The organism is Flaviramulus aquimarinus (assembly GCF_039543205.1).
Lineage (GTDB): Bacteria > Bacteroidota > Bacteroidia > Flavobacteriales > Flavobacteriaceae > Flaviramulus_B > Flaviramulus_B aquimarinus.
Genome location: NZ_BAABJH010000001.1, coordinates 510,197 through 525,849 on the forward strand (window position 1 = coordinate 510,197; position 15,653 = coordinate 525,849).

The 15,653-nt window shown below is 32.6% G+C and carries 13 protein-coding genes; 6 read left to right on the forward strand and 7 right to left on the reverse strand.

What is annotated here, in order from left to right:
• The first annotated feature begins 3 nt into the window (after positions 1-3).
• The 5 genes from ABD941_RS02310 (at position 4) to ABD941_RS02330 (ending at position 6,398) form a co-directional block, all read left to right on the forward strand.
• Positions 4-1,407 (forward strand): TolC family protein, encoded by a 1,404-nt coding sequence (locus ABD941_RS02310; protein ID WP_345272376.1) that lies wholly within the window; start codon positions 4-6, stop codon positions 1,405-1,407.
• Between the two features lie 218 nt (positions 1,408-1,625).
• A complete protein-coding gene (locus ABD941_RS02315) occupies positions 1,626-2,357 on the forward strand; it encodes a sulfite exporter TauE/SafE family protein (protein WP_345272378.1) in 732 nt (243 codons plus the stop codon).
• A 430-nt stretch (positions 2,358-2,787) separates the two neighbouring features.
• Positions 2,788-3,750 carry a DNA-methyltransferase gene (locus ABD941_RS02320; RefSeq protein WP_345272379.1) on the forward strand — a complete coding sequence of 321 codons (963 nt, stop codon included), beginning with the start codon at positions 2,788-2,790 and terminating at the stop codon, positions 3,748-3,750.
• Between the two features lie 11 nt (positions 3,751-3,761).
• Positions 3,762-5,435, forward strand: coding sequence for an AlwI family type II restriction endonuclease (locus ABD941_RS02325; RefSeq protein WP_345272381.1), 1,674 nt, complete (start codon positions 3,762-3,764; stop codon positions 5,433-5,435).
• 168 nt (positions 5,436-5,603) lie between these two features.
• On the forward strand, positions 5,604-6,398 hold the full coding sequence (locus ABD941_RS02330) for a cation efflux transmembrane domain-containing protein (RefSeq protein ID WP_345272382.1): 795 nt from the start codon (positions 5,604-5,606) through the stop codon (positions 6,396-6,398).
• A 267-nt stretch (positions 6,399-6,665) separates the two neighbouring features.
• Here the strand turns inward: ABD941_RS02330 and ABD941_RS02335 are convergent, their stop codons facing one another.
• Both ABD941_RS02335 and hemN read right to left on the reverse strand, forming a co-directional pair.
• On the reverse strand, positions 6,666-7,499 hold the full coding sequence (locus ABD941_RS02335; protein WP_345272383.1) for a universal stress protein: 834 nt from the start codon (positions 7,497-7,499) through the stop codon (positions 6,666-6,668).
• Positions 7,500-7,549: 50 nt separating this feature from the next.
• Positions 7,550-8,914, reverse strand: coding sequence for an oxygen-independent coproporphyrinogen III oxidase (gene hemN / locus ABD941_RS02340; RefSeq protein WP_345272385.1), 1,365 nt, complete (start codon positions 8,912-8,914; stop codon positions 7,550-7,552).
• A 122-nt stretch (positions 8,915-9,036) separates the two neighbouring features.
• On the opposite strand from hemN, the gene ABD941_RS02345 reads away from it, so the two are divergent.
• Positions 9,037-9,606, forward strand: coding sequence for a superoxide dismutase family protein (locus ABD941_RS02345; RefSeq protein ID WP_345272386.1), 570 nt, complete (start codon positions 9,037-9,039; stop codon positions 9,604-9,606).
• Positions 9,607-9,615: 9 nt separating this feature from the next.
• On the opposite strand, the gene ABD941_RS02350 is transcribed toward ABD941_RS02345, so the two are convergent.
• From ABD941_RS02350 to ABD941_RS02370, 5 genes are all read right to left on the reverse strand, one after another.
• Positions 9,616-9,846 (reverse strand): DUF3820 family protein, encoded by a 231-nt coding sequence (locus tag ABD941_RS02350; protein ID WP_345272387.1) that lies wholly within the window; start codon positions 9,844-9,846, stop codon positions 9,616-9,618.
• Positions 9,847-9,850: 4 nt separating this feature from the next.
• Positions 9,851-10,393 (reverse strand): DUF922 domain-containing protein, encoded by a 543-nt coding sequence (locus tag ABD941_RS02355; RefSeq protein ID WP_345272389.1) that lies wholly within the window; start codon positions 10,391-10,393, stop codon positions 9,851-9,853.
• Positions 10,394-10,522: 129 nt separating this feature from the next.
• The gene (locus tag ABD941_RS02360; RefSeq protein WP_345272390.1) at positions 10,523-12,460 is read right to left on the reverse strand and encodes a PBP1 and LysM peptidoglycan-binding domain-containing protein; all 1,938 of its coding nucleotides are present in this window, start codon (positions 12,458-12,460) and stop codon (positions 10,523-10,525) included.
• 182 nt (positions 12,461-12,642) lie between these two features.
• Positions 12,643-14,178 carry a glutamine-hydrolyzing GMP synthase gene (gene guaA / locus ABD941_RS02365; RefSeq protein WP_345272391.1) on the reverse strand — a complete coding sequence of 512 codons (1,536 nt, stop codon included), beginning with the start codon at positions 14,176-14,178 and terminating at the stop codon, positions 12,643-12,645.
• Positions 14,179-14,240: 62 nt separating this feature from the next.
• Entirely contained in the window at positions 14,241-15,614 is a 1,374-nt protein-coding gene (locus ABD941_RS02370) for a pyridoxal phosphate-dependent decarboxylase family protein (protein WP_345272392.1), read from the reverse strand.
• Positions 15,615-15,653: the final 39 nt, after the last annotated feature.

The following is a 15,653-nucleotide window of genomic DNA, read 5'->3' on the forward strand; positions in this document are numbered from 1 at the left end:
AAAATGAGAGTAACCCTATTAAGTATCATATTGTGTTTTAGTAGTTTAATTTCGGCACAAGACCGTACTTCGGTAATGTCCTTATCTGAATATTTAGGCTATGTTAAGTCCTTTCATCCCATCGTAAAACAAGCCAATTTGGTTATCAATAATAGTGAAGCGAAACTCATGAAAGCGCGTGGTGCTTTTGACCCAAAAATAGAAGTAGATTACGACAGAAAGAAATTTAAGAACACGGAATATTACGACAGGCTTAACGCTACTTTTAAAATCCCAACTTGGTTTGGTGTTGAATTAAAAGGAAACTTTGAAGAAAATACAGGTGATTTTTTAAATCCGCAAGCCTTTCTTCCTGAAGATGGTTTGTATAGCGCTGGCGTTTCTGTTCCTATTGCTCGTGGGTTATTGACCAATAAGCGTATGGCCATGTTAAGACAAGCAAGGTTATATGTAAAACAAGCCCAAGTTGATAGGCAGTTGCTAATCAACACTATTTTGTATGATGCCACAGTAACTTATTTTAAGTGGCTTAAAACCTATAACGAAAAGCGAGTTTACGAAGATTTCTTAACCAATGTAGAAGTGCGTTTTAATGGTATAAAAAAGAGTTATGAAGTTGGCGACAAACCAGCCATTGATACTTTAGAAGCCAGAATAGCATTAAATAACAGGCGCTTAAATTTAGAAAAATCTAGAATCAAATTTGTGAAATCGTCTTTAGAATTATCCAATTATTTATGGTTAAATGATAATACACCTATTGAAATTCAAGAAGGCATCATTCCAGATGTGAATACCTTTGATACTATTGATTTAACCTTAAATACATCAGGTATGGATATTGAAACCTTCAGTATTGAAAATCATCCAAAACTACAATCTTTAGATTATAAGTTTAAAAGTCTAAGTATTGAAAAGCGACTAAAACTAAATAATTTATTACCTCAAATCGATTTGCAATACAATTTTTTGTCGCAAACTCCAGAAGTGGCGCGCTCATTTAGTACGTCGGCATATAAAAGTGGTGTAAACATAAGCTTTCCTTTGTTTTTAAGAAAAGAACGTGGCGACTTAAAACTAGCAAAATTGAAGTTACAAGACACTAAATTCGACATTCAAAATACAAAAGTGAGCCTTAAGAATAAGATTGATGCTATTAATCAAGAATTGGATTCATACATTTTGCAAAACGATTATACGGATACTATTGTTGATGATTATTCTAAAATGCTATCCGCAGAAGAGCGTAAATTCTTTTTAGGCGAAAGCTCTTTGTTTTTAGTAAACTCGCGCGAATCAAAATTAATTGATGCTAAATTAAAGGCCATTGAAATAGAAAACAGTTTCTTTAAAACTAAAGCCAATTTGTTTAATGTTTTAGCACTTTCGGAAGTTCAGGCCAACTAGAAAATTTTTACCTGCTAGTTTTTAAAAATCCTCGGGATTACAACAATTATCACTTATAACCATTGGAGTTACTCGGCTACAAATTTTAAAATCGATTTAGTTTGTAACTTGACTTTGTAAAAAATTTCAGCTACTTTTGTTTAACTACCGATAAAGTTCATTAAAATGGAACTTATCTTTGCATTAGTTGCAAGCTGTAACTTGAATCCATAAACTAAATGAGAGATATCAATTATGTGTTTTTACTCTTAGCTTTGGTAGCAGAAATAATTGGCACAATAGGTGGTTTTGGCTCCTCTGTATTTTTTGTCCCCTTAGGTAATTTTTACTTTGACTTTTACTCTGTACTTGGTTTAACAGCAATTTTTCATTTATCTAGCAACTTGAGTAAAATATTTTTATTTAAAAAAGGGCTAGATAAAAGACTATTAATCTACATTGGAATTCCTTCAATACTTTTTGTTATTATAGGAGGTATCGCGTCCAAATTACTTGATACTTATTTTTTAGAAATATGCTTAGGGCTATTTCTAGTTGGATTGAGTTTATTTTTTCTGATTAGAAGTAAAATAGTGTTTTCTGCCCATAACAAAAATGCGATAATTGGTGGTTCGCTATCAGGATTTTCAGCTGGCTTACTTGGTACTGGAGGCGCGATTCGCGGCTTAACTATGTCTGCATTTAATTTAGAAAAAAGCGTATTCATTGCAACTTCTGCTTTTATAGACTTTATCATAGATTTTTCTAGAACTTTTGTCTACTATAACAACGGTTACATTCATAAACATGACCTAAAATATATTCCTTTTTTAATAATAATTGGATTAGTAGGATCATTCTTAGGTAAAAAAATACTTGCTTTTATTCCTCAATCTGTATTTCGAAAAACATCTTTATACTTAATTTTATTTATTGGTATTGTAACTCTTTTTCTATTATTTATTCGTTGAAAATTGAAAAGCTAACAACTAAAAACGGGAATAGTCAATTACTTGTTCTGTGTATAGTCTGAAAACCCTATCGATCCTCCTCTGGCTCGTTTTCTTTTAATAATTTAGTTGCTAACCAACACAACTAACCATATACAACCACATTAAACCTAACTCTCCATAAACAAAACAACTTTTCAATTTAGAAATCAAGTCTGCTAACAAAATACATTAGGTATTTAACCGCATGGTATACACTAAAGTTATATAAATGAACAATAAAACGGTCATAAGCCCCTTGGATTCTTTGTTGAAAAGTAATACATTGCATTTATAAGCGATATAACAGCAACTTTATGGATAGAAAGTGTTGTTATACAATTGTTGGGCACAATACGAACGAACACCATAAACCAATCAAATTTTGTAGATTTGTGAAAAAGAATATTGAATGTATAGAACATCTGAAATAGTAGAACAATACGGAATTACAGAAAGCCGATTAAAAGAGTATATAATTGAACAAAACATTCCTGTTGTTAATGAAGAAATTTCAAAAAAATACTTTCAAACAATCCTATCATTTATTGAGAATACAGAAGATAGAATTGAAAAAAAATTAAAAAAATCAGAAGCTACTTTTAAATTCAATTCAGATAAAAATAAAGTATCAATTTATCAGGATGATGCAATTTCCTTTTTAAAAAAATTACCTTCAAATAGTGTTGATGTTATTGCTACTGACCCAGCATATTCAGGAATGAATGACAAACTAAAATTGGGAAAAGGTCGAATAGTTGGTAAATACGCAGATAAAGGAAAAGAAAACGGAAAATGGTTTGGAGAGTTTGAAGATAGCGAAGAAAACTACAATGAGTTTTTATCTGAATGTAGCAGAGTTTTAAAAAAATCAACAGGACATATTTATATTATGTTTGACTCCTATTCGCTTTTGAGTTTAGGAAATGTAGTTCGTAGTCATTTTGACGTAAAAAATCTAATCACTTGGGATAAAGTCAATATTGGAATGGGACATTATTTCAGAAGACGACACGAGTATATAGTTTTTGCAACAAACGGAAATACTCGAAAAATTAGAAATAGAAAATTTCCAGATGTTTGGCGTTTTAAAAGAATACACAGTTCAAAATATCCAACGCAAAAACCAGTAGAAGTTTTTCAAGCTATGCTATACGCTAGTACTGAAGAAAATTTTACTGTCTGTGACCCTTTTTTAGGGAGTGCATCTTCTGCAATTGCTGCAATAAAAAACAATTGCAATTATATTGGGTGTGATATTTCAGACAAGTCAATAGAAATTTCTAATTCAAGAATATCTGAATTTTTAGAAACAGGAAAGGATAATATACAAACAAAATCAATGGCAGTTGATGACAAAATTTTCTGGGAGTAGTTATGGCAAATTTGAGTAAAACAAAAGCATTATTTGCATTCACATCTCCAAGGACAATTGAAAAAATAATTCCAGAAATTAAAATTTTATCCGAAAATTTTGAAGGTCAAAAATGGTCAGGTAATGACCAAGTTCAGATTGATTTTTTCCAAACTTTGTTTGATTCAGAATACTATGAAGGAGACACTTTTCCTTCAAATCCTGCTCTAGCAGCTAGAGATAGAATTACAAGGGCTCCAAAGGCTTTAGGTTTTGTTGATTTAAAACCAACAGTAAAACTTACAGAAGCTGGTAAACTTTTATTAGCCGAAAAAAGATTAGATGAAACATTCACAAGGCAACTTCTAAAATTTCAACTTCCTTCTCCATATCACACAAAATCTAAAACTGTAGATTTTAGTGTAAAGCCTTATCTTGAATTATTAAGATTAGTCAAGGTACTTGGGAGTATTTCAAAAACAGAAATTGCTTTATTCTTTTCACAATTGACAAATTATAATGATTTTGAAAAGATAGTTTCAAAAATTAAAGATTTTCAAAAAAATTCAAAACCATATAAAGGCAGTCGTAAAATGTATGTAGCTGAATGTTTTGAAAATGAAATACTTGAAATTTTTCATCAAGAAGTACAGGACAAAAAATTAAAAACTAGAGAAAGTTCAGATACTTCATTGCAAAAATTTATAAAAACGAAACGTGCAAATATGAAAGACTATGCAGATGCATTTGTCAGATATATTAGAGCTACTGAATTAGTTACATTTCAAAAAAGAACTTTTAGATTAATTATTTCTCCTCAAAAAGTAGAAGAAGTAAACTACATTTTAAAAGGAGTAGATAGAAAACCTTCGGTTTTCAAAAATACTTCTGAATTCAAAAATTATTTATTCAATCCCTTTTCAATTAAATTACTATCAGACAACAAAGAACTGTTAATTAAACAAATTGAGAATTTAGGACTTTATGAATTTGACAGAACTATTTCAATCGAAGAACTTAAAGATATTTTAGACAGATTGAGAATTTCTGTGAAGTCTAAAAACATAGAGGAAAAGAAAAAGGAATTAAAAGACTATAAAGAACTTCCAGATATTCTTGATGTATTTGAACAAATCAAGAAAAAAGAAGTACCTGACGCTCCTTTATTCCTAGAATGGAACGTTTGGAGAGCATTAGTTATGCTTAATTATGCGAAAAGAGTTGATGGTAACTTTATTATGGATATTGATGGAATGCCACTTAATTATGCTCCAGGTCAAAAACCTGATATTGAATCTGAATATACAGATTTTGGTATCATAACAGAAGTTACAATGTCAGGTGGAAACACTCAATATAAAATGGAAAGTGAATCTGTACCAAGACATTTTGGAAAAGCAAAAGAACTTTTAAATAAGGAAATGTACTGCTTATTTGTCGCTCCGAAAATTAGTGAAGGAACTTTAGCACATTATTTCAACCTAAATAGATTTAACACTAAATTATATGGAGGAAAAACTAAAATTATTCCTTTGAGTATTGACCAGTTCATAGAATTTATCAAGTCTGGAATTGAAAACAAATTTAATAACCCTGAAAAGCTCAAAAATTGGTTAGAAAGACAATGGTTGAATAATCAAAAAATGGAAGACGAAAATGTTTGGAGTGAAAATATTGATAAGAGCATTCTAAAATGGGCTTCCTAAAAAAGTACTGTGCCCAACAATGTATAAAAATAATAGCGGTTTTATCGCTAAAATAAAAGTAAGTAAATATAAAAAAGGTCTGTGTTTAACCGAAAAGTTAGTGTGTGAAATCCGCTACTATTCTTATACTAGAACGTTGTGGTTAATGTCCCAAAACCGAGAAAGTGAATGAACAAAACGATATTTGAGATTACCAAAATGGATTGTCCTTCCGAGGAAAATCTAATCCGAATGAAATTGGACGGAATCTCAAATATTGCGAATTTGGACTTTGACATTCCGAACCGAAAACTGACTGTTTTTCACAGCGGACAAATCGACCAAATTGAAAAGTCCGTTCTAGAACTGAATTTAGGCGGAAGGAAAATCTCGACCGAACAAACCGACCAAACAGAATTTATTGAAAACGCAAACCAGAAAAAACTACTTTGGACTGTACTTGGAATTAACTTTGCATTTTTCCTCATTGAAATGACTACTGGACTCATTTCAAAATCAATGGGATTGGTTGCTGACAGTTTGGATATGCTTGCCGACAGTTTCGTTTATGGAATCAGTCTTTTTGCGGTTGGCGCAACTCTGACAAGAAAAAAACGGATTGCTAAACTTGCTGGATATTTTCAAATAACACTTGCTATTATTGGATTTGTGGAAGTCTTAAGGAGATTTTTCGGAGACGAGAAACTTCCCGATTTTTCAACAATGATTATCGTTTCGATTTTTGCACTTATTGCAAACGGAATTTGCCTTTACATTTTACAACAGTCAAAAAGCAAAGAAGAGGCTCATATGAGAGCGAGCATGATTTTCACTTCAAATGACGTGATTATCAATTTGGGAGTAATAATCGCAGGAATTTTGGTAAATTGGTTAAGTTCAAACAAACCTGATTTGATTATCGGAACAATCGTTTTTGCTTTGGTAATTCAAGGAGCATTTAGAATTTTAAAATTGAGTAAATAAATAAACACTAACCACAACAATGGCTATAATTCATTGCTTCGGATTTTCTTTCGAAAATCCTCGCACTTTTGCTATCTTGATTTCTTAATAGGAAAATCCTTGCGGATTTTCACGCAACGAAACCATAGCCGAGACCGTAAACCAACCTTCAAAAAAAAGCAACTTTCAATTTAAAAGATCCAACTTGTAAACAAGCCCGTAAGAAATTGGAGTGTATCTATTTTAAAGCTAATAAAATTTAAAGGATTCCTGTTTTTACAGGAATTTTTAAATCTTAAAAGTCATTACCGGCAATGTAGAATGATTAGCCACATCTTCGCCTATACTACCTACAAAGAAATGCGATAAGCCTTTTCTACCATGAGTCGGCACAATAATAAGGTCTGCACCAATTTTGTTAGCACAGTTTAAAACACCATCCTCAACAGTATAATCACAAACGTACTGTACATCTTCCATTTTGTCTAAATTACGCTCCGCTTTTGAGAAAAAATTAACAACACCTTTTTCTATTTCTAAAGTACTCTTAAACTTTTCATTTGGTAAATTTACATGAACTAAATAAAGCTTGGCGCCTATTTTATTGAACATTTTTACCGCATTCAGATAAGGTGTTATAGCTTCTTCTGAGAAATCGCAAGCAAAAGCAACCACATCAAAATTCACATCTGGCATATCATTCTTTATCACTAACACTGGAATGTTTGAATGACGAACTACACGTTCGGTGTTAGATCCAACAAAAAATTCAGCAATGCCATTTGTGCCATGAGAGCCCATGACAATTAAATCTGCTTGGTGTTTTAATGCGACATCATTAACCTCGCTAAACACTTTAAAATGCTTAATAATGGGAGTTACGGTTACACCATTCAGGTAATCCTTCTTCAGAAAATTTTCAAATTTTTGCTCAGCCAATTGCAGAAAAAATGCAGCTTTTTGATTCTGAAGTCCGTCTGATGCTGACAACATAATTTCAGACATTTCTAACATGTGTAATACCAACAACTCGGCATTGTACTTTTTAGCAAGTTTTGCTGCTGTTTTTAAGGCATATCCTGAATATTCAGAAAAATCTATGGGTACAATAATTTTTTTCATGATTCTAAATTTTAGTTCCTGTTTGTACTAGAATAACAATGTCTATTTCATTAAATGGTCATAGAAAATAGTTGCGTATTTGGGCTTTTTCGTTGTAATAATAAATCAAACGCCATACATATATTCCTAACAAATGGTTGGCCTTTTTTGGTCACTTTAATGGTATTAGAATCGATTTGAAGCAATCCATCTTTTTCCATTTCCTTCAATCGGATTAAAGTATCTGGCAATTCATTGAACCACAAACTACTGCTGTTCCATGATGTTTTAAATCTACACATTACATTTAAAATATGTCTACGTATAACTAAATCTTCTTCATTTAAAACATGCCCTCTATAAACTGGTAATATGTTATCTTTTAATAAATTATAGTAACTCTCAATACCTTTTACATTTTGAGCAAATGCATACCAGCTATCACTGATTGATGACACACCTAGACCAATCATTGCTTGGGTTTTTGAAGCGGTATACCCCATAAAATTTCTATGTAAATTACCATTTTTCATAGACTGGTAAAGTGAATCTGTTGCAAGTGCAAAATGGTCCATTCCTATTTCATGGTATCCAACTTGTGCTAATAATTCCTTTCCTAACTCATACTGTGCTCTTTTTAGTTCAGCTGATGGTAAATCGGAATCATTGAATCCTCGTTGCCCGTTTCCTTTTATCCAAGGTACGTGCGCATAACTATAAAAAGCCAATCTGTCAGGCAATAATGCTTTAGTTTTTAAAATGGTTTCTTTAACATGGTCTATAGTTTGAAATGGTAAACCAAAAATAATATCGTGACCTACCGAAGTATATCCAATGGATCTTGCTAACTCGGTAGCACGTTTTACATGCTCAAAAGGTTGAATTCTATGAATGGCTTTTTGCACGGTTTCATTATAATCTTGTACACCATAACTCACTCGTCTAAAACCGACATCATAAAGTGCTTGTAAATGCGCTCTTGTTGTATTATTTGGATGCCCCTCAAAACTAAACTCGTAATCTTCTGCACGTTTTGCATGCCTAAAAATCCCATTGATCAACCGTTTTAAATTTTCTGGACTGAAAAAGGTTGGTGTTCCCCCGCCAAGATGTAATTCTTTAATAATGGGCTTTTCATCAAACAATTCTAAATATAAGTCCCATTCTTTTAAAACTGCATTTATATATGGATGCTCTACACTGTGTTGTTTTGTAATACGCTTATTGCATCCACAAAAGGTACATAAACTTTCACAAAAAGGCAGATGGATATACAGGCTAATACCTTCTTTAGAATTGCTTTCTTTAAATGATTGTACTAAAGAAGCCTTCCATTTTTTTAAAGAAAACGTCTCATTATTCCAATACGGAACTGTTGGGTAACTCGTATAACGAGGCCCAGAAATATTATACTTATTTACTAATAAACTTGACATACCTAACTTTTATATTTCAAAATTAGAGGAATGCTGCTTTTTAAAATATGATATATGTCATGCTAACTCTTGCAATTCATTTATTAAACTCTTAACTTTCGGATAAATAAAAAAAATCGAAAATGAAAAAAATAAGCTTTCTAATATTCGCCATAGTCCTAAGTATAACATCTTGCAAAAAAGAAAAGAAAGAAGTTAAAGTTATAGAGACTGAAACCATAGAAACTGCAGTTCTTACTCCTAAAAAGATTAAAGTTCCGCTAACAGCCAAAAGTGATAGTAACGTGAGTGGTAATGTAATATTTAAAGAAGAAAATGGGGAAGTTAGTATGACCGCCATTATTAGTGGTCTAGAACCTGGCGAACACGCTATACATATTCATGCATCATCTGACTGTTCTTCTCCTGACGGGAAATCAGCTGGTGGGCATTGGAACCCTACTAACACGCCTCATGGAAAATGGGGTGCCGAAACGGGTTATCATAAAGGAGATATTGGTAATTTTACCGCTGATGAAAATGGTAATGGCACTATTTCTTTCACTACAGATGAATGGTGTATTGGCTGTGGCGACAACACCAAAGATATTCTTGGCAAAGGTGTTATTGTGCATGCTGGTGCAGATGACTTAACATCTCAACCATCTGGTGCTGCTGGTGCTAGAGTAAGTTGTGCTGGTATTATTCAGTAAATAGTAACTCTATTTTTTGGGATACTGTTTTTTAATATTCCTTATGATATTGTCTAAACCATTTAACTTTAGTTCGTAAACTTGTTTAAGCATATTACCTAATTTCCCTTTTGGAAAACCTTTATTATTGTACCAAACGATATAATATTCAGGTAAATCAATTAAATAACGGTCTTTATACTTACCATATGGCATTTTAGTATGTGCTAAATCTATTAGGAATTGTTTGTCTGGTAACATATTATTAATCAACCGATTTAAATTTTGATAATTTTTGAAGTTCACCAGTTATATAAGTTTTCCATTGTAATTGAGACTCAACATGTATTGAATAATTAGTTTCATCATCATAATTATCTTGCATTTGGGCTAGTTCTTTATTAATGGAATTATGAATTGTTTTTAATTCCTTTCTGATGTTATTTGATACTTTTAAATGACTTACACGTTGTCTAAACTTACGAGCATATAATTCGGTAATATGAAAATGTAATTGTTCATGCCCTAAAATATGATTATTGGCACGTTCTTTTTTATACCAGGATTGTTCTGGATAGAAATGCGCATGTACTTCTGATTTAAAACGGGTTACCTGACCATTATCCTTTTTCGTTATAGAATACCCAAAAGTAATTCCAGAAGCTGTTATAGCCACAGCACTTACTTTATCATTTGGTTTGGCTTTAAAATCTGTCCAAGCTAATTTATAAGATGCATTCCAAGGTAAAACAGGCTCATCTTTTTGAACACTTAAAAAACAACATAATACTAGAACAATTCTAATCACGAAATTAAAAAACTATTGTAAACAATGGATGTCTTGGACCTAACTATACCTGTCTGTCAATAGGTTCATGGAAACCCCAACACAAAACACGGAAAGCATTCTTTTTTATTAAACGGTTAGCTTTTACGCTTATTGTTTTACTTCAACAATAGTTAAATCATCAAATTTAACGAGATATGCAGTATCATTAAAATATCCACCAAAGAGCTTCTTCTTGTAAGCAAATTTATTTTCAACATATGCTGTTAATGGCGCATTTTTAACAGACATATACAAATCTTCGGATGATACTAAACGTAATGCCACATCCATAGTTAAATCAAAACCTCTAACAGCTCTTTTGTTTGGCGTAATGTTATACAGTTTATCATATTTTTTCACAAAGGCATTATTGTCGCTTTCGCTATACTCTTTAGATGTCGTTGCAAAATGAAATTGCAATTTTGATAAATGTGTATTGTTTATTTGGTCGCCTTCAAATGCAGAATTCATCTTTGTTGTAACCAATACAATTTCGATTTCTTCTTCCTTTAATTCCTTATCTTCCTTTTGAATTAATGATGCTAAAACACTAGTAACATTAGATGCGAACCCTTCATTTTTCGTTTCTAAAAACACTATGTTTCTTCCTGGTTTTAAGGCTGCCTCAATGTCTTCTTTTGTAACAAAAAACTCATCTTCCCCAGTTTTTTTACTTTTCCTAGAGAATATTTGCTTTGCTTGATTAAATTCCTGCTTAATATCATTGGCAACAGCTACTGTTTTTGTATCGGATATAATAATGATGTTAGTCTTTAAAGTATCCGCTCGTACAAAACTTAGTATTTTGCTTTTTAATAAATCATCTGATGGTCTAGACTGAAATACATTATCATACAATTTTAAATTGGTTCCAATAGGCGAAATAACTGGTGTATTATAAACTCTTAATTCTGATGCTACTTTTTGAAAACTTGCTGGTGTTAGCGGACCAATAACGGCATCTACTTGTTCAAAATTATTTTCTTTAATTATTCTTGATACCTCGCTCACTTCATATTTCGTATCGTAAACATCAACTTTTAAAGAAACACCTAAAGTTTTTAAAGAATCTAAGGCCATTAATACACCTGAATAAAAATCTAATGAGGCACTTAAATAAGGGTCTTTTTTAATACTTCTTTTAGTATCGGCAATAGAATCAAAATCTACACGATTAATTCTAAAAGGTAACATTATGGCAATATGCTTCGTTTTGAAATCTGATATACTATCTACTAAATTAATATACTCGGAATCTGCTTGAATAACACCATTGGTTAAATTTGAAAATGGTATTTTTAAAATCATCCCATCTTTTAAACCACTTTCCTTTAACCCTGGATTTAAATCTTCTAGTTGAGATTGTTCTAATCCTAATTTCAGTTTTAAACGGTAAAATCCTTCTTTGGGTAATACTTTATAATAACTATATTTTTCGTCAACCTCCTTTACATCTTCTTCTTCAAGGTTTGGCACTTTAATGATTTCACCTGCTTTTAGTACCTCAGTCATTTCTGGATTCAACGCCTCTAATTCTTTTACGGTAATTCCAAATTTATAAGCAATACGCCATTTGCCTTCTTTAGGTTTTACGGTATACTCTTTTGTTGGGTTTATGTCTTCTACAACCTCAGAAATCTTAAATTTTGGTATTTGTAATCTATCACCTTTACGCAAAGGGTTAGCATATAAAAACTTATTATATTTTTTTATATCATCTTCTGAAACGTTATATTTTTTTGATAGACTATATAAGGTTTCTTTACGCTTAGTTTTATGTGACTTGAAGCCTTCCAGTTCTTTAACTACAGTTACTTTTGGCTTTTTTGATTTGGAAATTGGGATAATTAACACCGTATTTGGGGTTAATCCTTTTTTAGCATCTGGATTTAAACTATAAATATCGAAAGGTGTTACAAAATAGCGTTTGGAAATGCTTTCAATGGTTTCGCCTTTTTTAACCTGATGTGTACTGAAATTTTGTGCATTAACCGAATATAAATTAAATGCTAAAACCAGAACCAGTACTAATAAAAATCTATTCATGTTGTTGTTATCTGCCGATATAAATATAATAAAACGTTATTAACTTAATTATATACGTTTTATTTTCCGTTAGGGATTAAAACGAAATATTTTTCTTAGATAATAGCATATAGCATGCCAAAAACAGTTAATTTACATCTTAACTTTTCACTGATGCCTATTGCTTTTGCCATTACTCTAAATCACTCCCACTCAATGGTTGCTGGCGGTTTTGAACTTATATCGTACACTACTCTATTAACGCCTTTTACCTTGTTTATTATATCGTTTGATGTTTTTTGTAAGAACTCATAGGGTAGGTTTACCCAATCTGCAGTCATACCATCGGTACTTTCTACGGCTCTAAGTGCCACACATTTTTCGTAAGTACGTTCGTCGCCCATTACTCCTACACTATTAACTGGTAATAACATAGCTCCTGCTTGCCAAACCTTATCATAAAGTCCCCACTCTTTTAAACCGTTAATAAAAATAGCATCGACTTCTTGAAGGATACGTACTTTTTCGGCAGTAATATCACCCAAAATACGAATACCTAATCCTGGACCAGGGAACGGGTGACGCCCTAATAATTCTGGATCAATTCCTAAAGTAGCTCCTACACGTCTTACTTCATCTTTAAAAATAGCACGAAGTGGTTCAACAATTTTTAGTTTCATAAAATCAGGTAACCCACCTACATTATGATGACTTTTTATAGTTGCTGAAGGGCCACCTGTAGCCGAAACACTTTCAATAACATCAGGATAAATTGTTCCTTGCGCTAACCACTTTACATCTTCTAACTTGTGTGCTTCATCATCAAAAACCTCGATAAATGCATTTCCTATGGCTTTTCGTTTTTTCTCAGGGTCTTTAATTCCTGCTAGTGCATCTAAAAAACGTTTGGAAGCATCAACGCCCTTTACATTAAGCCCCATGCCCTCGTACTGATTTAATACACTTTCAAATTCATTCTTACGAAGCAAGCCATTATTTACAAAAATACAATACAGGTTTTTGCCAATGGCTTTATTCAATAGCACTGCTGCTACTGTGGAATCTACGCCTCCAGAAAGTCCAAGGACCACTTTATCGTTTCCTACTTTGTTTTGAATGGCTTCTACAGTTTCTTCAACAAAAGAATCTGGAGTCCAATCTTGATGCAATCCAGCTATATCAACTAAAAAGTTTTCTAATAATTGTTTTCCATCTGTTGAATGGTATACTTCTGGATGAAATTGAATGGCATAGGTTTCTTCCCCATCAATTCTATATGCTGCATTGGTAACATCGTGCGTACTTGCAATTAAAACCCCATTTGTTGGTAATTCTTTAATCGTATCACTATGGCTCATCCAAACTTGGCTTCCTGTGTGGATATGCGATAAAAATGGTTCGTTATTTTTTATAAAGGATAAATTAGCCCGACCATACTCACGTGTATTAGATGGTGCTACTTCGCCTCCAGAAAAATGTGCCAAATACTGTGCGCCATAACAAACGGCAAGCATTGGTTTTTTTCCTCGTATATGAGATAAATCTGGATGTAAAGCCTCTTCGCCTCTTACCGAAAATGGGCTACCAGAAAGAATTACAGCTTTGTATTCTTCTATATTTGATGGAATTTTGTTAAATGGATGTATTTCGGAATAAATGTTGAGTTCTCTAACTCTACGAGCAATAAGTTGAGTGTATTGCGATCCGAAGTCTAAAATTAATACCTTGTCATGTTGCATGCGCAAAAATAGGAATTGATTTTATATTGACGAATTTGGAATACTACTTTTTTTATTAATTTTTAAACCATAGAATCTAAAATAGCTTCTATATCCCCTTGGGTTGTATCTGGGTTTATAAAGCAGAAACGCGAAACGGTTTCAAAAACATCGCCGTTTTTCCATTTTGTTGGTGTTACCAAGGCAAAACCTTTTTTATGATTTTCATAAGTCCAATGAGTGTAATCTTCTGGTTCCCAACCTACTCTTCTATATAATACACAAGATAAACTAGGTGCTCTTACCAATTCAACTTTTGGGTGTTCTTCAATTAATCTTCCTGCTATTTGTGCTAATTCAATACCTCTTTCAACAGCTTCTTTATACCTATCTGTTCCGTGAGTGGCTAATGAAAACCATAATGGCAATCCTCTAACACGACGGGTTAATTGTATTTGATAATCGGTTGGATTAAAGCCATGTGCGCCTTCATCCTTAAAAATATCTAAATAAGAACCTTGTTGCGAATGGGCGTTTTTTGCCAATTCTGGGTCTTTATAAATTACGGCTCCGCAATCATAAGGCGAAAACATCCATTTATGTGGATCTATAGTAATACTATCAGCTTTTTCAATACCTTTAAATAAATGCCTTACGGAATCTGCTGCTAAAGCACCTCCGCCATAAGCTGCATCGACATGAAACCACAGGTTTTCTTTTTCACAAATAGAAGCAATACCCTCTAAATCATCAATAATGCCAGCATTGGTTGTTCCACCTGTTCCAACTATAGCAAATAGGCGTTGCCTTTGGTGAGCTGTTAAGCCATCAATTGTTTCTTGTAATGCATTAGCATGCATAACATCTTCTGTATCCACTAAAAGTATATCAACATCGGCTACTTTTGCCATTGCTTTTATAGATGAATGCGCACCAATGGACGTAATTACAAGACCTTTTTCTACTTTATTTTGGTCATTTAAGCTTCTCCAATATTCTCTAGCTGTTACAATTGCTGAAAGATTTGCCGCTGTACCACCACTCGTAAATACTCCAAAAGCGCCTTTTGGTAATCCTGTTAAAGATACAATCCATTTCATAGCCTCATTTTCGCAAAAAATACCACCAGCGCCTTCCATCCAATAGGCACCATGAATACTAGAAGCCGATGTTACCAAATCGAACATTACTGCTGCCCTAGTTGGCGATGCTGGCACAAATGCCAAATGCCTGGGGTGGTCTATGGGCACATTGGATTCGGTCAAGTGTTTTTTCCAAAGTTTAAATGCTTGTTCTCCTCCTATACCTTTATTTGTAATGGTTTCGCCTACTAAAGCTTTGAGTTCTGCTTCTTTTTTTGGTTTTCCAATTTTATTTTGAGTAGATGACAATCTATCAATTACGTATTTCATGACATCCATGGTCATTTCTACTAAATCAATATCTATTTTATGCATTTATTTCAATTTTAAACTATTTTATAAATGTCCGTAAAT